The organism is Roseomonas haemaphysalidis, assembly GCF_017355405.1.
GTDB classification, from domain to species: Bacteria; Pseudomonadota; Alphaproteobacteria; order Acetobacterales; family Acetobacteraceae; genus Pseudoroseomonas; species Pseudoroseomonas haemaphysalidis.
Genome location: NZ_CP061177.1, coordinates 827,994 through 846,939, shown reverse-complemented (window position 1 = coordinate 846,939; position 18,946 = coordinate 827,994). Strand labels below are relative to the sequence as shown.

20 protein-coding genes are annotated in these 18,946 nt (G+C 72.0%); 8 read left to right on the top strand and 12 right to left on the bottom strand.

The features are described 5' to 3' along the window. Nucleotides 1-12: 12 nt before the first annotated feature. From flgK to fliF, 10 genes are all read right to left on the bottom strand, one after another. On the bottom strand, nucleotides 13-1,479 hold the full coding sequence (gene flgK / locus IAI59_RS03810) for a flagellar hook-associated protein FlgK (RefSeq protein ID WP_207418544.1): 1,467 nt from the start codon (nucleotides 1,477-1,479) through the stop codon (nucleotides 13-15). Nucleotides 1,480-1,546: 67 nt separating this feature from the next. Beyond that, the gene (locus IAI59_RS03805; RefSeq protein WP_207418546.1) at nucleotides 1,547-2,950 is read right to left on the bottom strand and encodes a flagellar hook protein FlgE; all 1,404 of its coding nucleotides are present in this window, start codon (nucleotides 2,948-2,950) and stop codon (nucleotides 1,547-1,549) included. Nucleotides 2,951-3,078: 128 nt separating this feature from the next. Then, nucleotides 3,079-3,987, bottom strand: a complete 909-nt coding sequence (locus tag IAI59_RS03800; protein WP_207418548.1) for a flagellar motor protein MotB — start codon at nucleotides 3,985-3,987, stop codon at nucleotides 3,079-3,081. Between the two features lie 55 nt (nucleotides 3,988-4,042). Beyond that, nucleotides 4,043-4,723 carry a hypothetical protein gene (locus IAI59_RS03795; RefSeq protein ID WP_207418551.1) on the bottom strand — a complete coding sequence of 227 codons (681 nt, stop codon included), beginning with the start codon at nucleotides 4,721-4,723 and terminating at the stop codon, nucleotides 4,043-4,045. A gap of 2 nt (nucleotides 4,724-4,725) precedes the next feature. Then, nucleotides 4,726-5,769 carry a flagellar motor switch protein FliG gene (locus tag IAI59_RS03790; protein ID WP_207418553.1) on the bottom strand — a complete coding sequence of 348 codons (1,044 nt, stop codon included), beginning with the start codon at nucleotides 5,767-5,769 and terminating at the stop codon, nucleotides 4,726-4,728. Further along, nucleotides 5,766-6,035, bottom strand: coding sequence for a hypothetical protein (locus tag IAI59_RS03785; RefSeq protein ID WP_207418555.1), 270 nt, complete (start codon nucleotides 6,033-6,035; stop codon nucleotides 5,766-5,768). Before IAI59_RS03785 ends, IAI59_RS03790 begins: the two co-directional genes overlap by 4 nt. After that, nucleotides 6,032-6,826, bottom strand: coding sequence for a flagellar type III secretion system pore protein FliP (gene fliP / locus IAI59_RS03780; protein WP_207418557.1), 795 nt, complete (start codon nucleotides 6,824-6,826; stop codon nucleotides 6,032-6,034). Before fliP ends, IAI59_RS03785 begins: the two co-directional genes overlap by 4 nt. 29 nt (nucleotides 6,827-6,855) lie before the next feature. Continuing rightward, nucleotides 6,856-7,137, bottom strand: coding sequence for a FliM/FliN family flagellar motor switch protein (locus tag IAI59_RS03775; RefSeq protein WP_207418558.1), 282 nt, complete (start codon nucleotides 7,135-7,137; stop codon nucleotides 6,856-6,858). Further along, on the bottom strand, nucleotides 7,134-7,823 hold the full coding sequence (locus IAI59_RS03770; protein ID WP_207418562.1) for a hypothetical protein: 690 nt from the start codon (nucleotides 7,821-7,823) through the stop codon (nucleotides 7,134-7,136). Before IAI59_RS03770 ends, IAI59_RS03775 begins: the two co-directional genes overlap by 4 nt. Beyond that, complete coding sequence (gene fliF, locus IAI59_RS03765) at nucleotides 7,820-9,424, bottom strand: flagellar basal-body MS-ring/collar protein FliF (RefSeq protein WP_207418569.1); 1,605 nt, start codon at nucleotides 9,422-9,424, stop codon at nucleotides 7,820-7,822. The genes IAI59_RS03770 and fliF overlap by 4 nt, the downstream gene beginning before the upstream one ends. A 239-nt stretch (nucleotides 9,425-9,663) precedes the next feature. Here fliF and IAI59_RS03760 point away from each other — a divergent pair, with 239 nt between their 5' ends. The 4 genes from IAI59_RS03760 to IAI59_RS03745 are packed head-to-tail and all read left to right on the top strand — an operon-like array spanning nucleotide 9,664 to nucleotide 12,486. Then, nucleotides 9,664-10,116: a flagellar basal body-associated FliL family protein gene (locus tag IAI59_RS03760; protein WP_237181189.1), complete on the top strand. Its 453-nt coding sequence runs from the start codon at nucleotides 9,664-9,666 to the stop codon at nucleotides 10,114-10,116. Nucleotides 10,117-10,121: 5 nt separating this feature from the next. After that, nucleotides 10,122-11,180 (top strand): FliM/FliN family flagellar motor switch protein, encoded by a 1,059-nt coding sequence (locus IAI59_RS03755; protein ID WP_207418573.1) that lies wholly within the window; start codon nucleotides 10,122-10,124, stop codon nucleotides 11,178-11,180. Nucleotides 11,181-11,191: 11 nt separating this feature from the next. Then, nucleotides 11,192-11,788 (top strand): hypothetical protein, encoded by a 597-nt coding sequence (locus IAI59_RS03750; RefSeq protein WP_207418575.1) that lies wholly within the window; start codon nucleotides 11,192-11,194, stop codon nucleotides 11,786-11,788. An 11-nt stretch (nucleotides 11,789-11,799) separates the two neighbouring features. Next, nucleotides 11,800-12,486, top strand: a complete 687-nt coding sequence (locus tag IAI59_RS03745; RefSeq protein WP_207418577.1) for a MotE family protein — start codon at nucleotides 11,800-11,802, stop codon at nucleotides 12,484-12,486. A gap of 126 nt (nucleotides 12,487-12,612) precedes the next feature. On the opposite strand, the gene IAI59_RS03740 is transcribed toward IAI59_RS03745, so the two are convergent. After that, nucleotides 12,613-13,266, bottom strand: a complete 654-nt coding sequence (locus IAI59_RS03740; protein ID WP_207418579.1) for an MYXO-CTERM sorting domain-containing protein — start codon at nucleotides 13,264-13,266, stop codon at nucleotides 12,613-12,615. A 163-nt stretch (nucleotides 13,267-13,429) separates the two neighbouring features. Here IAI59_RS03740 and IAI59_RS03735 point away from each other — a divergent pair, with 163 nt between their 5' ends. Continuing rightward, nucleotides 13,430-13,729 (top strand): hypothetical protein, encoded by a 300-nt coding sequence (locus IAI59_RS03735; RefSeq protein ID WP_207418581.1) that lies wholly within the window; start codon nucleotides 13,430-13,432, stop codon nucleotides 13,727-13,729. Here the strand turns inward: IAI59_RS03735 and IAI59_RS03730 are convergent, their stop codons facing one another. Next, the gene (locus IAI59_RS03730; RefSeq protein ID WP_207418584.1) at nucleotides 13,730-14,737 is read right to left on the bottom strand and encodes a transglycosylase SLT domain-containing protein; all 1,008 of its coding nucleotides are present in this window, start codon (nucleotides 14,735-14,737) and stop codon (nucleotides 13,730-13,732) included. Between the two features lie 123 nt (nucleotides 14,738-14,860). Here IAI59_RS03730 and motA point away from each other — a divergent pair, with 123 nt between their 5' ends. From motA to IAI59_RS03715, 3 genes are read left to right on the top strand one after another with little or no spacing between them, the layout of a single operon-like run. Further along, complete coding sequence (motA, locus tag IAI59_RS03725; RefSeq protein WP_207418585.1) at nucleotides 14,861-15,754, top strand: flagellar motor stator protein MotA; 894 nt, start codon at nucleotides 14,861-14,863, stop codon at nucleotides 15,752-15,754. Beyond that, nucleotides 15,751-18,177 (top strand): hypothetical protein, encoded by a 2,427-nt coding sequence (locus tag IAI59_RS03720; RefSeq protein ID WP_207418587.1) that lies wholly within the window; start codon nucleotides 15,751-15,753, stop codon nucleotides 18,175-18,177. Before motA ends, IAI59_RS03720 begins: the two co-directional genes overlap by 4 nt. An 18-nt stretch (nucleotides 18,178-18,195) precedes the next feature. Next, a complete protein-coding gene (locus tag IAI59_RS03715; RefSeq protein ID WP_237180859.1) occupies nucleotides 18,196-18,936 on the top strand; it encodes a flagellar hook basal-body protein in 741 nt (246 codons plus the stop codon). Nucleotides 18,937-18,946 lie beyond the last annotated feature (10 nt).

The following is an 18,946-nucleotide window of genomic DNA, read 5'->3' as shown; positions in this document are numbered from 1 at the left end:
CGGCAATCTCCTTCAGGCCCGCAGGGCCGAGAGTTCTTCGAGCATCTTCGCCGCCGCCTGGATCACCTGCACGGACGCCGAGTAGGTCTGCTGCACCATCATCATCCGCTGCAGCTCCTCGTCGACGCTGACGGCGGTCTTGTTGACCAGGTCCTCGCTGGCCTGGGTGGCGATGCTGGCGCGCGTCGCGGCGCGGTCCGCCCAGGTGGCGCGTTCGCCCTGCATCAGGCCGACCGTCTGCGCCGCCGCCTGCGACAGGCCCATGCTGGATGGCAGGCCCGTGGCGGGGTTGAAGGCGCGGTTCTGTTCCATCGCGTCCAGCCAGCCGAGCACCACCTTGTTGCTGGACGCGTTGCCCTGCGTGGCGGCCCCCATGCCGTCGCGCATGCGCCAGATGGCGCCACCCTGGTCAGGATCCACCGCGCTGTTGATGGCGATGGTGCGCGCCATGCCGAGCATCGGCTGCGCCGGGTCGAAGGCAGCGGCGCCGCCGCGGGTGAACAGCCCCGGCACCGTGCCGCTGACCGTGGGGTCGCCATCCTGGAAGGCCTCGGCCAGCCGGCCGGCCACCTGGTCCAGCATGTCGGCGAAATTCGGCATGGTCTGGTCGCGGATCGTCAGGTTGGCACTGATGCTGCCGCTGTCCGACACGCGCAGCGCCAAGCCATCCACCGTCACGCCCGACAAGCCCGCCGTGTAGGGCGCCACGCCGCCAAAGCGGACGTCGGAAGCGATGGACGGCGTGTGCGTGAAGGCCAGCGGGTGCACGGTGCCGCTGTCGTACAGCGTGTTGCCGCCATCGGTGGTGACGATCAGCCGGCCCGGGCCATTGTCATAGATGCGGATCGGCAGCTTGGCCGACACGTCGGCGAGGATGCTGTCGCGCTTGTCCTCGTATTCCGCGGTGGACCCGCCCCTCGCCGCGGCCTGCGCCAGCTGGCGGTCCACTTCCTTGAGGTTCTGCAACGCGGTGTTGACGGCATCCACGTCGCGCGACACGCCGAGGTCGGCTTCCGTCCGCGTGGTGGAGACGGCGCCGTCCATGGCGTGCAGGCTGTCCACCAGGTCCTGCGCCGCGGCCAGCGCCTGGCTTTGCGCCACGGCATTCTCCGGCGTGACGGACAACGCCGTCATCGCCTCCTCCAGCGCACCAAGGCGCGACGACAGCGAGCGCTCGTCCGCCGGCTGGCCGATCACGCTGGTGTAGTTGCCCAACAGCTCCTGCATGCGGCTGGCAAAAGCCGATGCGCCGCCCGCGGTGCGCGACGCCGCGGCCAGCACGGTGTCCGCCGCGCGCTGCGTGACGCCGGTCGCGACGCCCTGGCCGGTGCCACCGACAAGGTTCTCGCTGCGCGGCAGCTCGCGCCGCACGTAGCCGGGCGTCTGCGCATTGGCGATGTTGTTGGCGATGACCGCCGAGGCCCGCTGCTCGGCGGCCAGCGAGCTCAGCGCGGTCGACATGGCGCCCTGGAGGGACATGGCTCAGCTTCCGTTCATGAATTTTCGCGAATGGCGGGGCGCCCTGGGGGCGTCCCGCCTGCCCGGATCAGCGCTTCAGGTTGGTGGCTTCTTCCAGCATCTGGTCGGCGGTGCGCACCACGGACGCGTTGGAGCTGTAGGCCCGCTGCGTCTCGATCAGATTGGTCAGCTCCGTGCCGATGTCGACGTTGGAGGATTCCAGCGCACCACCCGAGGTGGTGCCGGCCGAGCCCTCGCCGGCCGACAGCAGCCGCACGGCGCCGGCGGCGCGCGACATCTCGTAGGCATCGCCGCTGACCGGGTTCAGCCCGTCGGCGTTCGGGAACACCGCCAGCTTGAGCTGGTAGATCGCCCGCGACTGGCCGTTGGAAAAGGTGGCCACCACCTTGCCGTCATCCTCGACCGACACGCGCTCCAGCATGCCGAAGGCGGAGCCGTCCTTCTCGATCTTGGTGGCGACGTACTGGCCGCTGAGCTGCGTCATGCCCGAGGGGCTTTCCGGCACGCCCACCTTGACCGGCAGCTCCATGGTGCCGAGCTTCAGCGTCAGCTTGCCCAGCAGCGGGTCGTAGGCCGCCGGCGTGGCGGGGGCAGAGGCGGCGGTGTAGCCGCTGTAGACCGTCGTGTCGCCCGCGGCGACATTGGCCAGGCTCTTGATGGTGCCGGCCTTGTTGGCGCCCGAATCCGCACCCCAGAATTGCATCTTCACTTGCCCGACCAAGCGGGATTCGTCGGTCGCGGCCTTGGTCGGGTCACCGCCGGTGGCGCTGTCGAACACCTGCACCAGCCAGGTGTTGGTGTTCGGGTCGCCGGCCGCGGCGGCGGTCTGCGGAATGAAGCGGTAGGTCAGCGTTTGCGTGGCGCCCAGCGCGTCGTAGTAGTCGACGCTGCTGATGTTGGTGTTCACGTTCTGGGGGGTGTCCGTGTAGGCGGTCTGCCCGGCCGGAAGGTTGGCCCAGAAGGTCATGTTGGTGGTCGGCGCCGAGGCGACGCTGATGTTGTTGACATTGACCGTGGTCAGGCTGTCCACGTTGTTGTCGCCGACATTGCCGACCGGCAGCCCGTCCGCCCCCAGCTTGACGCCCTGCAGGAAGTAGCCGCCGGCATTCACCAGGTTGCCGTTGGCATCCGAGCGGAAGGAGCCGGCGCGGGTGGCCAGATACTTGCCGGTGCTGCCGGCGGCGTCGTTGACCACCAGAAAGCCGTTGCCGTTGACCGCGATGTCGGTGTCGATGCCGGTGCTTTGCAGCTGGCCGACCTTGCTGATCTCCACCCGGTTCTGCGAGCTGGTTCCGGCCAGCGCCGAGCCACCGTTGGAGGAGCCTTCCAGCACCAGGCTCTCGAACTGCGTGTCGACGCGCTTGTATCCGACGGTGGAGCTATTGGCGATGTTGTTGGAGATACCGGAAAGCTTGGTGGCCTGGGCGTTCAGGCCCGAGACGCTGGTGCGGAGTGCGTTGATGGCCGTCATGGCGGTCCCTGCTGTGTCTGGGGGTCGGAAGGAAAGTCAGGCGTTCGCAGTCGGGCTGCAGCAGCCCGGCCCGTTTTGGGCGGGACCGGTGCCGGCTTCTGCCGGCGGGCCGGGATGGAAAGGCGGTTTCACCGCCGGGGTTCCGGGGCACGGGGGGCCGTGCGGTCAGCACGCATCACCGTGATGGCGATGCGGCGGTTGCGCGGATCGTTGGGTGCTTCCGCCAGCAGCGGCTCGACCGAGGCCTTGCCTTCCACGCGGAACATCCGCGCGGCCTGCACGCCGTCGCGTTCCAGCACCCGCCGGGCGGCATTGGCGCGGTCGGAGGACAGCTCCCAGTTGCCGTAGGCGCCACGGGAAAACGACTGCCCATCGGTATGACCGGACAGCACCACGGCGTTGGGCACGGTGGCCAGCACGCCGCCGATCACCTGCAGGATGCGCGCCAGCCGCGGCGTCGGCTCGGTGGCACCGGGGGCGAACATCGCGGCGCCGTCGCGGTCGAAGATCTGCAGCCGGAGGCCGTCCGGCGTCATCTCGACGCGCAGGTTCTGCGCGTGGTCGCGCAGCGCGCCCTCGGGGCCCATCTGCCGCTCGATCTCGGCCTTCATGGCCTCCATGCGCTGACGTTCGATCGGGTCGCGCGATGCGCCGCCATCCTGGCTGGCGCCGGCGGCCTGGGCGCTGGCACCGTCGCGCGCGGTTTCGCCGCCATCGGCGTCGGGGCGCAGGCCGCCGTCGCTGGCCGGCGTCAGCGTCTGCTGCGAGCTGTCGCCCGCGATCTGCATGGACGGGCCGCCGCTCAGCACGCCGTTGCCGGCCGGCAGCGCCACCACGCTGGACGCGTTGAAGAACTGCGCGATGCCGTCCTTCTGCGCTTCCGTCGTGGAGGACAGCAGCCACATCACCAGAAAGAACGCCATCATCGCCGTCACGAAGTCGGCGTAGGCGATCTTCCACTGCCCGCCATGATCGTCGTCATGCGCGGCGTGGATCTTCTTGATGATGATCGGGCGCTTGTCGGGATCGGCGCTCATGTCACGGGGCTGCCAGGGTTCATGGAGGGGATACTACCTTGATGATTTTTCGCATTCAAGAGCGACGATCCTGCCGCGTGTGCCTCAGCGTCAGGTCGCCGCTCAGGCCAAGCCGCGACAGCACCGCCGCATAGGCCTCCTCCACCGCCAGCGCGGCCAGGCGCGGCAGCGGGCGGGCGCTTTCCATCACCGCGTCCAGCCGCCGGTCTTCCAGGCGGCCGCGCAGCTCGATGCGCCCGGCGGCCGGCACGGCCAAGCGGATGGCGAAGGCCCCCCGCGCCGCGTGCCGCCCCTGCCCCGCCATGCCGCGGTCGGGCCGCCAGAACAGCTCCACCCAGCCGGCGCCGCCCAGCGGCACCCGCTGGCCGGACCACAGCGCGGCCTCGCCCAGCGAAGCCGGCGGCGGGGGTGCCGCGGCCAGCGTCGCCAGCAGCAGCTTCGGCTCGACGCCCAGCAGGCGCGCCATGTCCAGCAGCCGGGGCTCGCCCAGCCAGCGCCGGAGGTCGGGCCGCAGCGCCGCCAGCGCCAGCGGCAGCGCCAGCCCCGCCGCGCCGCCCGGCAGCAGCGGTCCAAGCCCCGGCGGCACCGGCATCGGGTCCGGCAGCTCGGGCTCGTCCACCCAGGCGCCGCGTGCCGGCACATGGCCCACCACGCGCGCCGCCGCGGCATAGCCGAGGCCGGCTTCCTGCGGCGGCGGCCCAGCCAGGGGCGTGAGCTTGGGCGCGCCCTCCGTCATGGCTATTCGGCGGCACCGATCTCATCCTCGTCGAGGATGAAGATGCGGCCCTCGTCGGCCAGGCGCTTGGCGATGGTGATGATGTCGGTCTGCGCTTCCTCCACGGCCTTCTTGCGCTGGGCGGGCATGTTCTCGATCTCGTCGCGCATCATGGTGGCCGCGCGCTCGGACATGCTGCCGAGGAACAGGTCGCGCAGCTCGATGCTGGCGGCCGTCAGCGCCACCTGCAGCTTGTCGGCCGGGCATTCGGCCACCAGCGTCGCGAAGGTGGTGCGGTCCACGCGGATCAGGTCGTCGAAGGTGAACATGATACGCTTGATGCGGCTGGCCGCGTGCGGCTCGCGCGCCTCGATGTGCTTCATCAGGTGGTCCACCAGCCCCTTGTCGGCGCGGTTCATGATCTCGGCGACGATCTGCGAGCTGTCGCGCTCGTAGGAACGGCTGAGGTTGGTGATGAACTCCTTCTGCAGCGTCTGCTCGATGTCCTGCAGCACGCCCTTCTGAATGCTGTCCATCCGCACCATGCGCAGCACGATCTCGTCCACCGAGGTCGCCGGCAGCAGCGCCAGCACGCGGGCCGCGTGCATGGCAGGCAATTTCGCAAGGATCACCGCGGCCGTCTGCGCCAGCTCCGTGCGCAGATAGGTTGCCAGCACTTCCGGCGAGATGTTGGCCAGCTTTTCCCACATGGTCTTGCCCTCGGGACCACGGATCTCGTCCATGATCTCGCTGACCTTCTCGTTGGGCAGCAGGCGCTTCAGCAGCCGCTCGGTGGTCTCGGCGGTGCCGATCACGGTGCCGGTGCGGCCGACCTCGGCGCGAAAGCGCATGATCACGCGCTCCACCGTGTCGATGTCCACCTTGCCCAGATTGGCCATGGCGCGGGACACGCGGCGGATCTCCTGCTCCTCCAGCCGGCCGAACAGCGACTGGATGCGGTCCTCGTCCAGGGTCATGAACAGCACGGCGACATCGGCCAGCGGGTCGACCTTGGCGGTGCCGGCCTCGACCGGGCGGATGGCGCGGCGCGCCTCGGGGGCTCTCATGGGTCGCTGCTCCGGGCAGAAAGGGTCATCAGGGGTTGCAGGATGGCAGCCAGCATCGCCACCACCTCGGGCGGCGCGGCGCCACCGGGGTCGAGCCGCGCCAGGCGCTCGGGCAGGTTCGCGCCCTCGGCGGGCACGCCCATCGCGTCCAGCCGCTCGGCCAGCGATGCCAGCGCCGCGGCCGGCGGCGGTGGCTCCTGCGCCGCGCACCAGCGCAGCGCCGAGGCCAGCCGGCGCCTGCGGCGGATGCGGAGGCCGCCGCTCACGTGGAGAAGCCCCGCACCAGCGCGCCGGCCACCAGCGCCCAGCCATCGATCAGCACAAAGAAGATCAGCTTGAACGGCAGGCTGACCACCACGGGCGGCAGCATCATCATGCCCATGCCCATCAGCACGGAGCTGATGGCCATGTCGATCGCCAGGAAGGGCAGGAACAGCAGAAAGCCGATCTGAAAGGCCTTGGTCAGCTCCGACACCAGGAACGCCGCCGCCAGGATATGCAGCGGCACCTCGGCGCGCTGGGCACGCGGCAGCGGGCCGGCCGGCGTGCCGGCGGGCGGCTGCCACTTGGCGATGTCGATGAACAGCGCCAGCTCCCGCTCGCGCACGTTCAGTTCCATGAAGTCGCGGAACGGGCGGATGGCGCGCTCCGCCGCCTGCTCCTCGGTGATGGCACCCTCGATCAGCGGCCGCGCCGCGTCGTTCCAGGTGCGCTCCAGCACCGGCGCCATCACGAAGGCGGACAGAAACAGCGCCAGGCTGACGATCACGGTGTTGGGCGGCGACTGCTGCAGGCCGAGCGCGGTGCGCAGCATGGACAGCACCACCACGATGCGCGTGAAGGCGGTGGCCACCACCAGGATGCCGGGCGCGATGGCCAGCAGCGAGGTGGCGACGATCAACCCGACCACGTTGGTGGTCAGGCTTTGCCCGCCGCTGGCCACCGCGTTGGCGCCCTGCGGGCCGAGGCTGAGCGACACGCTCTGCGCCAGGGCGGGCCCGGCCAGCAGCAGCATCGCGCCCGCCAGGGGGAGGGCCAGGCTTCTCGGAAGCGGCATTCTGCCTGCTTTCAGCAAAAGGTTCGGCGTCAGGCGGCGGAGGACACGATCTCGGTGATCGAGATCGACAGCCGGCCGTCGTCGGTGATCTGGATCTCGCCGCGGGCGATCAGCCGCTCGTTGGCCAGCAGGTCCACCGGCTCGCCCACCTTCTTGTCGAACTCGATGACGGAGCCCCGGCTGAGGTTGAACAGCGCCGCCATCGGCAGGCGCTTGCTGCCCAGCACCACCTGCACGTTGACCGGAATGTCCATGATGCGCGGCTTGCGGTCGGTCAGGAACGGGTTCTCGGCGTTGACTTCGGCGTTCATGGCGCTTGCTCCTGCAAGGTTTCGGACGGCACCGCCACGGGCGGCGCCAGGATGGCGAGGGCCCGGGCCACCAGGGCCTCCGGGCGATGGATCAGGCCGCCGCTGACCCAGGACGCCTCGGCGGCGCCCGGGGGCATCGCGGGCTCGGGCAGCAGGCGGATGCGGGCGGGCTGCGCCTGCAGCGCGGGAAAGCCCTCGCGCCGCATCGCGTCCAGCGTGTCGGGATGCGCGGACAGCAGGATCACGTCCTCGCCCCGCTCGCACAGCACCTCGGCCAGCATGGCGGCGATCTCGCCACCGGCTTCGCGCGCCAGCAGCGCCGGCAACACCGCCTGCAGGGCGGCGATCAGCGCGGCCCGGGCATCGGTATCCAGCGTGCGCCGGTCTTCCGCCCGCCGCTCCAGCAGGCGGTGCAGCGCGGCCACCGCGGCGCCGGCGCCCTGCGCCGCCCGCTCGGCCACCGCCTGCTCCAGCACGCGGGCGGCTTCGGCGGCGGCCTCGGCGGCCCCTTCGGCGCGGCCCTGGGCCAGCCCGTCCTCCAGGCCACGGCGGCGGCCGGCGTCAAAGGCGCCGGAGCGCAGCCGCTCCTCCTCCTGCCGGCGGCCGGCGGCGGTGCCGTGCTCGTCTTCCAGCAGCAAGCCGAGCGAGGGGGGCAGATAGGGCCGGGGGGCGAGGTGCAGGCTCATGCCGGCGCCCCTTCCTCGATCCAGGTGCGGATCACCGCCAGCGCCTCGTCCGGCCGCTGGTCGACCAGTTCGTTCAAGGCATTGAGCGAGGAGATGCGGATCTGGATGTCCTGGCCCACAGTGGCGATGGCCTCTTCCATCGGGTCCAGCGCCATGGCGGCCTCGGCGGCGGCGGCGGCCTCCGCGGCGGCCAGGTCGGCAGCCAGGCGGCGCAGGCGGGTGCGGCGGCGGCGCATCAGCACGCCGGCGGTGCCAAGGGTGGCCAGCAGCAGCAGCCCCGCCACCACCAGCTGTGTCGTGCTGACGCGCGTGCCGCCCTCCGCCTCGACGCTGGCCAGGCTGCCGGCGCCCTCGTCGGGGATGAAGCGCAGGGTGTCCACCGTCACGATGTCGCCGCGTTGCTGGTTGAAGCCGACCGCCGAGCGCACCAGCGCCGCCAGCCGGTCCAGATCCTCCTTGGGGCGGGGCTGCGCGCTGCCGTCAGCGGCGGTCAGTCCGTCCACCACGACGGCGACGCTGACGCGCTTGACCGCCCCCGGCTCGCGCGTGGTTTCCTCCACCTTGGAGGAGATCTCGTAGTTCACCGTCTCGTTGTTGCGGCTGGTGCTGTTGCTGCTGCGGCCCTGGTTGCCACCGGTCTGCTGGTTGGGCAGGTTCTGCCCCACCGTCACCGGCTGCTGCCCGCGGCCTTCCTCGCTGCTTTCGGCTTCCGTCTGGCTTTGCCGGCCGCGCTCCACCTGGCCCATGGGATCGAAGGTTTCGGCCCGCGCCACGGTGCGCGCGCCCTCGATCTCGACCGAGGCGATGGCGCGTACCTTGCCGCGGCCGACGATCGGCTCCAGCAGGTCCAGGACCGACTTCTGCAGCAGATGCTCCTGCGCCGCGCGCAGCTCGCCGATGCGGCCGGCGGCGGCGCCCATGCCGCCATCGGCCGCCAGCACGATGCCGGTGGGGTCGACCACGGACACGTCTTCCTGCCGCAGCCGCGGCACCGCACCGGCCACCAGCAGGCGGATCGCCTGCGCCTGCCCGGCGCCCAGCCGCGCGCCGATGCTGGTGGTGACGGTGACCGAGGCGGTGGGGGGCGGCGCATCGCGCGAAAAACTCTCGCGCTCGGGCAGCACGATGTGCACGCGGGCGGTGCGCACGCCCTGCATGGTGATGATGGTGCGCGCCAGCTCCCCTTCCAGCGCCCGCACCCGCTGGATGCGCTGCATGAAGGAGGTCATCTGCATGGGGTTGGCTTGGTCGAGCAGCTCGTAGCCGGCGCCGGTCTGCCGCGGCAGGCCCTCGCTCGCCATCTGCATGCGCAGGCGGGCCACCTGCTCGGCCGGCACCATCACGCTGCCATCGCCGCGCGCTTCCACCGGCACCTTCATCTCTTCCAGCCGGGCGACGATGCGCCCGGCCTCGGACGGGTCCAGCCCGGCATAAAGCAGGCCGTTGGCCGATTGCGGCGCGCGCGCCACCATCACCACGGCCAGAATGGCGGCGGCGGCGACCACCCCCATGGCGCCCAGCTTCGTCGGCCCCAGGCGGGCCAGGGCGGGACCCATGGCACCCAGGTCGAAGCCGGGTCGGAGCGTGCTGGCTTGCTGCATCGATACTGTCGTCCCGTTCTGGCCGTCCATCTTTCGCATTCTCCCCCGCCGTCCTGGCGGGACCGAACTGTCTTCGGCACCAAGTGTTTTTGGCATGGAATGCGAAAGCGCGTCGGGTTATACCCAGCAGCACACCGCTTGTCGCGCGAAAAATCGCTTTTGCCGGGAGATCCCCTGCTATGTCGGCCACCACAGAGACTTCTGCGAAAAAATCCAGAAAGAAGGGAGGCAAGGCCCTGGTGCTGGGCCTGGCAGCCGTGCTGCTGCTCGGCGGTGGCGGCGCTGCCGCCTTTGTGCTGGTGCCCGGCGTGTCCGATGCCGTGCGAAAAATTATCTCTGGCCAATCTGCCGAAGCATCCGACGCTGCGCCCGCCGTGGCGCCGCTGACCCGGCCGGTCTTTGTCGAGCTGCCGGAAATGACGGTGACGCTGCCCAATGGCGGCCGGCCACGCCAGCTGCGCCTGAAGCTGGCGGTGGAGGTCGCCGCCGATCCGGCGCAGCCCGTGCCCGACATCGGCAATCCGCGCGTCTACGACAGCTTGGTCTTGTACCTGCGCACGCTGCGCGACGGCGAGATGGAAGGCGCGCTGGCGATGGACCGGCTGCGCGGCGACCTGTTGCGCCGCCTGGACCTGCTGCTCGGCGAGGGCCGGGTGCGGGACGTGCTGGTCACCGGCTTCGTGGTGGCCTGAGCACCATGAGCGGAACCGAACCCACGCCGCCGGACGCCCCGCCGCCGGTGGATGACATGATGGCCGACTGGGGCGCCGCCGGCGTCGCCATGGGCCAGAACGACATCGACGACCTGTTCGGCGGCGGCGAATCGGCCGAGCCGGAAGCACCCCGGAGCGGGCTGGAAGCCCTGGTCGGCGGCGCGGTGCGCTACGAGAAGCTGCCGATGCTCGACATCGTGGTGGACCGGCTTGCCCGCCTGCTCACCACCAGCATCCGCAAGTTCACCGCCGACAACGCGGACGCGGTGATCGACCGCATGCGCCCGGTGCGCGTCGGTGCCTTTCTGGACACCATCACCCTGCCCGCGATGATCGGCATCATTCGCATCGAGGAATGGGACGGCTATTGCCTCGCGGCGCTCGATTCGCAGCTGATCGGCTCCATCGTGGACATCCTGCTGGGCGGCCGGCGCAACGCCGTGCAGCCGATCGAGGGCCGCCCCTACACGCCGATCGAGCGGGCCTTCGTGGAAAAGTTCGTGGGCCTGCTGACGCAGGACATGAGCCGCGCCTTCGAGGCGGTCTCGCCCGCCACCTTCCGGCTGGAGCGCTTCGAGATCACGCCCGGCTACGCGCTGATCACCAAGCCCACCGCCGCCGCGCTGACCTTCCGTGCCGAGATCACCATGGAAGGGCGCGGCGGGCACATCGACTTCCTGTTGCCCTACGCCTCCATCGAGCCGGTGCGCGACCTGCTGAGCCAGGAGGTGCTGGGCAAGAAAAGCGGCGGCGACACCATCTGGCGCTCCCATCTGGCCGAGGAGCTGCCGCGCGCCAGCGCCGACCTGACGGCGGTGATCGAGCAGCGGGTGATGTCCTTCGCCGACGTGGCGCGCTGGCAGCCCGGCACGGTGGTGGAGCTGGACCGCCGGCAGGAAGAGCCGCTCGACGTCTTTTGCCAGGGGCTGCTGGTGTGCCGCGCCCGCATGGCGGCCAAGGACGAGCGCGTCGTGCTGCGCGTCGAGGAGTGCGTGATCGAGAAGGACTGGCCCGGCGACACGCCGGCCATCACCGAGCACTGAGGAGAAGCCTTGTGAACACCACGCAAATCCTGGACGCGGCAGCCCTGGCGGTGCTGGCCGCGCAGTCCGGCTGGATCGGGCTGCTGTACCGCCGCATGGGGCGGCTGCGCAGCGCGCTCGACTCCGCCGGCGACGTGATCGGCCAGCTCGACGCCGCTTCCAAGCGGCTCGACGCCTCGGCCGGCGGCATCGCGCAGAAGGTGCGCGACGGCATCGGCGAGGTGGACGGCAAGATCACCGCCTGCCGCCGCGTGGCGCAGGAGCTGAACGCCGCATCCCGCCAGGCGGAGGAGGTGGCCACGCGGCTGGACCAGGCGCTGCGGCAGAACCGCAAGCTGCAGGCCGCCCGCGCCGCCGCCCCGCCGCGCGCCCTGGCCGAGCCGCTGGGACTGGCCGAGCGCCTGGCCGGCCGCCCCGCCACCGCCGCGGTGCTGGAGCACGCGCCGCCGGAGCCCTTGCTGGTGCTGCCCGAGCCGGCGCTTTCGCCCGAGCGCCTGGCCGAAGCCGCGGTGGAGCGCCTGTTGGCGGCCGAGATGATCTTTCCCGCCCCGCCGGCGGAACAGCCAGCGGCGGCCGAACGGCGGGTGTTCCGCCTGACGCTTGATTGAGGAATGCGCGCATGAGCCCGCAAAAACCCCCGCCCCGCTGGCGCGACCGCCTGCTGGGCCCTCGCATGGGCCTGCCGCTGATGGCGCTGGGGCTGGCGGCGCTGCTGCCCGGCCGGTTGGAAGGGCTGGCGCCGCTGCTGCCCGCCTGGCCCGATGCCACCGCGACGGCCGCCCCCGCGCCGCCGCCGCCGGCATTGCGGCCCGTGGCGCTGCGTGAAGGCGTGGTGGCCCTGCCCCGGGTGTCCGACACCCTGGCCGGCCCCGCCCGCCCCAACCCGCTGGGCGAGGACCGCCCCGGCGAGGGGCGCCTGTTGCTGGAGATCGGCCGCCGCCAGGCGGAGGTGGAGCGCCGCGAACGCGCGCTGGACCTGCGCGAGGCACGCGTGCAGGCCGCCGAAGGCATGGCGCGCAGCCAGATCGGCGAGCTGACCCGGCTGCGCGAAGAGGTGGAGCGGCTGGTGGTGCGCGAAGGCTCCGCCGCCGAGGCCGACCTGGACGCGCTGGTGGCGCTCTACGTCAACATGCGCCCGCAGCAGGCCGCCAAGGTGCTGGACAAGCTGGAAGCACCGCGTGCCGCGACCATCCTGCTGAAGATCCCGGAGCGCCAGGCGGGGCCGATCCTGGCCAACATGGAGCAGCTTTCCGCCCTGGCCGTGACGCAAGAGATCGCCGGGCGGCGGGACGTGTTCCGCCGCTGAAGGCAGAAAGGGCCCGGGGGAATGGTTCCCCGGGCCCTTTCTGCTTGAGGCCACCGGGCAGCATGGCGACCCGTGGCCCGGGTTCCGGGACGGAGAAGGAATCCCCTCCCCGTCCCGGCCGCCACTTCAGAACGCGGTCACCACGCTGCCGCGCAGCAGCAGGGCTTCCGCCTGCTCGGGGGCGATGGCACGGCAGCCTTCGGCCTCGTGCAGCGCGAAACCACCTTCCGCCAGGGCGGTGATGCCAGCCGCCGCCAGCCCCGGCAGGGGAAAGGCGAGGTCGCAGTCCAGCAGCTCGCGCAGCCCCGGCTGCTCCATGCCCGCCAGCAGCCCGCGCGACAGCCGCAATAGCGCATCCAGCGAAGCCGCCGCCGCCAGCGGCAAGGCCGGGTCGGTGCAGTCCAGCCGGATCAGGCTGAGATGCCAGCCCGGGGCCGTCGCCGCCTGCTGCCGCAGTTCCACCTGCCAGCCGGCGCGCCGGGCATGCCAGCAGCCCTGGCCGGCCAGGGAGAAGGCCAGCTCCTGGTCACGCAGCCCGGCGGCCGGGGCCGCAGGCAGGCAAACGCTGATGCGCAGGTCCCGCAGCCGGGCGGCGATGCGCTGTTCCCGCCGCCGCCGCATCCAGGCGGCGAGTCCCAGCACCGCCAGCGGCGCGGCGCCCCAGGGGTCCGGCGTGCCGGCGAGTTCCGGCACGGCGCCCAGTGCCACGCCCCACCCGGCAAGGCCGACCAGGCCGGTGGCGGTGAGCAGGCTGAAGCCGTTTTGGCGTGGCCGTGGCATGGCGAAAGTCTCCGCGGATGGATTCGAGAACACGCAGCATCGCCAGGATTTGGAAATATTTCGCAAAGAAATTCGAATCGATCAGGTAATGCGAAAAATGTTTGACGCGGCGCCTCCGGGCTGCGACGAAGAAAGCCCCGCAACCCGCTGGAATATGCCCATCATGCAAATCCAACCCGCCACTCCCGACGCCCCCTGGCCCGCCATCAGCGAGGCCGCGATGGCCAAGGCCGCGGCTCTCGGCCGCCGCGACGGGCTGGCCGGCCATGTGCGGGACTTCGCGCTGGAAGAAACGCCGGGCGGCATGGCGGTGATCGACACGGTGCAGCGCGCGGCCATGCCGGGCGCGCCGCTTGGCATCACGCATTCCCGGCTGATGCTGGCGGCGGTGCGCCAGTGCTACGCCGCCGGGCTGCACCACGGCGGCGACGTGCGGCGGGAAAAGTCCCGCCGCCGGGGCTGATCACGCGCCGCCATAGGCCTGCCGCGCGGCCTGGGCCGCAGGCGGCAGGCCCGGCTCGCGCAAGGCTTCCAGCAACGGCGCCGGCATCGCGTTGCCATCGCCCGCGCCGGCGTCCTGCGCCGCCTGGCCCCGCCCCATGCGGTTGAACACCTCGACCAGTGCCGAGGCCATCATCCGCTCCGGCGCATGCGCCACCCGCGCCGGGGCGCCGCTGCCCCACCAGAACGGCTCGCTGCTCGCGATCGCCTCGCCCGGCTTGGCTTCCGCGCCGACAGGGCCGAACGCCACCGGCCCGGTCGGTGCCTGCAGGCCCAGCTGGTCATAGACCTTGCTGACCTTGCCACGGATGTTGTCGATGAACTGCGCCGCCGACAGCGGCTTGCCATCGGCACCGCGAAACAACGTGGCATTGGCGCGCGCGGCCTCGGGCAGCAGCGCGGCGGCGGATTGCCCCGGGTCCTCGGCCGCCGCGCGCAACAGCTTGCCGGCCCCGGCGGTGCCGAGGAAATGCCCCAGATACAGCCCGCCGACATCGGGCCGGCTGCCGGTGGTGGTGGCCAGCCGGTCGGAAATATCCTTCAGGTGCTCGGCGCCCATGCGGGCGGAGATTTCCGGGTTGTCGCGCAGTGCCAGAATGCGCTCGCGCATCGCCGGGTCCGACAGGCCGAGCCGCCCGCCGGCGCCGCGGGTGATCTGCGCCGCCTCCTCCGCCAGCCCGTGCGCCGCGCCATGCTGCTGCACCACGGACAGCCAGGTCTGGTCGATGAACTGGAACAGCCCGCGCGCCGAGGAGGTGCCGGCCTGCGCCGCCGGCTGGAAGCCGCTTTCGATCGCCGCCTTGGCCGCCAGCACCTCGAAGCCAACGCCTGTGCGCTCGGCCGCGCCGCGCAACGCGCGGTGCACCGGCGCGGGCACGTTGTAGCGACCCATGATCTCGTTCTGCGGCAGGCTGTCCATCAGGCCAGACGCGCGGCGCAGGCCATCCTGCAAAGTGACCGGGGTGGGCATGGCAAGGGTTCCGGGCATGGTTATGCGAAAAATGTTTGTAGCAGACGGCAATGCGAAATGGTATGGGCTTCGCGACCGCTTCCCCCGGGAAGTCCCGCACCACAGCGCAAGGCCACCGCATCGATGATCCAGATCGCCGGAATTGTCGGAGTCTTCGTCGCCATCTTTGGCGGCTACCTCATCGCCGGCGGCAAGCTCGGCGTCATCCTCGGCGCCGTCGGGCCGGAGCTGATCATCATCGGCGGCTCGGGCGTGATGACCATGTTCATCGCCAATGACGGCGCCACCGTCGGCAAGGTGATGAAGTCGCTCGGCACCGTGTTCAAGGGGTCCCGCTGGAAGCGGACCGACTACAGCGACCTGCTGAGCCTGCTCTACCTGCTGCTGCGCACGCACCAGAAGGAGGGTGCCGCCAAGCTGGAAAAGCACATCGAGAAGCCCGAAACCTCGCCGATCTTCTCGCGCTACCCGCGCATCGTGAAGGATGCGGCGGTCAGCGGGCTGGTGTGCGACACCATGCGCACCATCACGCTCAACAACAAGGACCCGCACCTGGTGGGCGAGATGATGGAGGCGACCACCGAGAAACGCTCGGCCGAGAACGTCAAGCCCGCCAAGGTGCTGCAAACGGTGGCCGATGCCTTTCCCGCGCTGGGCATCGTCGCCGCCGTGCTCGGAATCATCAAGGCGCTTGGCGCCATCTCGGAAAGTCCCGAGGTGCTGGGACACATGATCGGCTCCGCGCTGGTCGGTACCTTTCTGGGCGTGTTCCTGTCCTACGGGCTGGTGGGCCCCATGGCGGCGCGGCTCAAGGGCATCGTCGAGGAGGAGCGCAAGATGCTGGACGTGGCGCGCGCCGTGATCACCTCCTACCTGCAGAATCTGTCGCCGCAGATCTGCGTCGAGGTCGGGCGCCAATCGGTGCCGACCAAGCTGCAGCCCTCCTTCGACCAGATGGAGGAGCAGCTGCGCGATGCCGGCCGCGCTTCCACTGAATCCGCCGGCGGCGGGGAGTGAGCCCCGTGCGCCGCGCCACGCTGCTCGCCACCACGCTGCTGACGCCGCTGCTGCTGGGCCTGCCCGCCCTGGCGCAGCCGGCCGCCGAGGCCGCCGCGGTGCGCGTGCGCACCGGCCAGCATGCCGACCGCGGCCGCGTGGTGCTGCATCTCGGACAGGTGCCCGGCTACAGCCTGCGCAAGGTAGCCGGCGGCGTCGAGCTGCGGCTGCGCGGGCAATATGGCTTCGACCTTTCCGGCATCCGCCGTTTGGCCGAGCTGTCCGCCATTGAGCCGCGGCAGGAGGCGGGCGAGACGGTGCTGCTGCTGCGCGCCAGCGCCGATGCGGTGGCCGAGGCCGGGGCCTTCGGCGGCATGCTGTACGTGGACCTGCGCGGCCCCGCCGCGCCGCCGGCCCCGCCCACCCGCGAAGTGGCGCAGCGCCGCACGCTGGACGATGCCGTGAAGCTCGGTCTGCTGCAGCCCGAGCAGGCGCGACTCATGCTGCAGGCGGCCCAGGGGGGGGCGCCCGCCCCCGCCCCCGTCCCCGCCGCCGTCCCCGCGCCGCATCCCGCCGCGCCGGCGGCGGATGACGCCGCCGCCCTGGCCAGCCGCCCCGCCCCGCCGCCACCCGCCGCGCCACCGCCGCCGGCCGGCGAGCTGACCGGCCTGCGCGAGGCGGTGCTGGCCAAGCTGGCCGTGTTGAACGGCCTGCGCCCGGCCGACACCCTGCCGCCGCTGCCGGCCGCCACCGCGGCGCCCCAGCCCGCTGCCCCGGCGGCAGGGCCCGAGCCGGTGCCGGCGCCAGTTCCGGTGGCACAACGCCCGTCCTGCCCGGCGCCCTTCTCGCTGCAAGGCTGGCGGGGCGACGACGCCTTTGCCGAGCGGCTGCCGGCGCTGCGCACCGCCCTGGCCCGATCCGACCAGGGTGCGGCGGAAGCGGCGGACCTGGCCGAATTCTATGCCGGCCATGAGCTGAGCCGGGAAGCGCTGGACGTGCTGAACGCGCCACAGGCGGAACTGCCCGCCGGCGCGCTGCGCGAGCGCCTGGACCGCGTGCGCGACATCGCCCGCCTGCTGCTGGGCCGGCCCATCGCCCCCGGCTCCACCCTGCTGGCGGAAACGCCGGATTGCGCGCGGGAGGACCTGCCCCTGTGGCGCGCCCTGGCCGCCGCCGCCTCGGGCGACAGCGCCATGCTGGCGGCGCTGGCGCCCCGCGCCCGCGCCGCGCTGCGCGACATTCCTCAGCCATTGCGGCTGGCCTTCGTGCAGCGCCTGGCGGACGCGGTGGAGAACGACCCCGCCACGCTGCGCACGCTGCTCGGCGCCATCCGCCCGGCCACGGGGCTGACGCCCGCGCAGGCCGCCGCGCGCAACTGGCAATACGCCCGGCTGGCCCGCCAGGAAGGCAACCGCGCGGACGAGGCGCAGTACCTGGAGCAGGCCGCGCGCGGCCCCGGCCGCACGCTGCCGGAGATCTTCGCCCGCGCCCGGCTGGCCGCCGTCAACCTCGGCCGCCCCGGCGCCGAGGGGCGGCGTGCCGAGGCGCAGATCAACGACCTCCTGCGCACCTACCGCCACGACACGGTGGGCGAGGAGGCGGCGGTCGCCTATGCCACCCGCCTGCTGGACCAGGGGGCGCTGGCGCAGGCGCTGGCGGTGGCCGACGGGGCGAGCCAGGCTTCCGCCCGGCGGGTGGAAAGCCGCGGCGCCGTGCTGGCCGCCGGTGCCCTGCGCCGCCTGCTGGCCGAGGACCAGCCGCTGCCGGCCGACGAGAAGCTCGGCCTGTTCTGGCAGTACGAGGGCTACGCCACCCCGGGCGAGCGCGGCGACGACATCCGCCTGGCCGCCATGCGCCTGCTGCTGCAGCAGGGGCTGGCGGATGCGGCGCGCGACCTCGGCCAGCAGGTCAGCCCGGCCAGCGCCCGCGCGCCCGCCGCCGTACTGCTGCTGGCGCGCGCCGAGGCGCTGGCGGCGCAGGGCGACCCACGCCGCGCCCTGGCGCTGCTGGCCGGCCTGCCGCCGGACGAGCACACCCGCCGCGCCAGCGCCGAGGCCTATGCCCGGCTCGGCCGCAAGGAAGAGGCCGCCGCCCAGCTGGAACCGCTGCGGGGCACCGCCGACCTGTCCCGCCGCGCCGAGCTGCTGTTCGAAGGGCGCGCCTGGCGCGCCGCCGGCACCGCCTATGGTGCCCTGCTGCGCGATGCCGACCTGCCGGCACCCGCGCGGGCGGAAGCCACGGCGCGGCTGGCCAATGCCAGCGCCCTGGCGCGCGAGCGCCCCGGCGTGGCGCCCGAGTTGCTGGCGCCGGAAGCATCCACCGCCGCGCTGCTGCAGCTGACCGAAACGCCGGCGGCACCGGGCAACGGCATTGCCAACGTGCGCAACGCCATCGAGCGCAGCAAGCAGATTGAGGCGCTCTTGCCGCCGGTCGGGGGGACCTGACCCATGGAAGGGCCCAGCATGGTCGGCCTGTCCGGCCAGATGGCGCTGCGCGCGCAGCTGGACGTGGTGGCCAACAACGTCGCCAACGCCAGCACCACGGCCTATCGCGGCGACCGCACGCTGTTTCAATCGCACGTGTCGCGCCTGGCGGTGCCGGGGCGCGAGGTGGCCTTTGTGCAGGACCGCGCGACCTACGTGGATCAGCGCGCCGGCAGCATCGCCTCCACCGGCAATCCGCTGGACGTGGCGGTGGATGGCGAGGCCTTTCTGGCCGTGGACCGCCCGGGCAACGCCGGGCGCGGCTACACGCGCGATGGCCGGCTGAAGATCGCGCCCGATGGCACGCTGTCCGACAGCAGCGGACGCCCCGTGCTGGACGAGGGCGGCGCCCGCATCCTGTTGCCGGAACGCTTCAGCAGCCTGGAGATCCGCGCCGACGGCACCATCCTGGCCAGCAGCGAGGGCCGTGCCGAGCAGGTGGGCCGCATCGGGCTGTTCCGCGCCGGCGACATGCGGGCCATCCGCAAGGGCGGCGACGGGCTGATGGAGATCCCGCCCGCCGACCTTCGCCCGGTGGAGCCGGGCGCGCGCGACGTGCGGCTGGTGCAAGGGGCGCTGGAATCCTCCGGCGTGCAGCCGATCGCCGAGATCGCCAACCTGTCCGCGCTGCAGCGTGCCTACGACAACGTGCAGCGCATCGTCGCAGACGACGACAGCCGAATCCGCAAGATGATCGAGGCGCTCGGGCGCCCCAACTGAGCCAGAAACA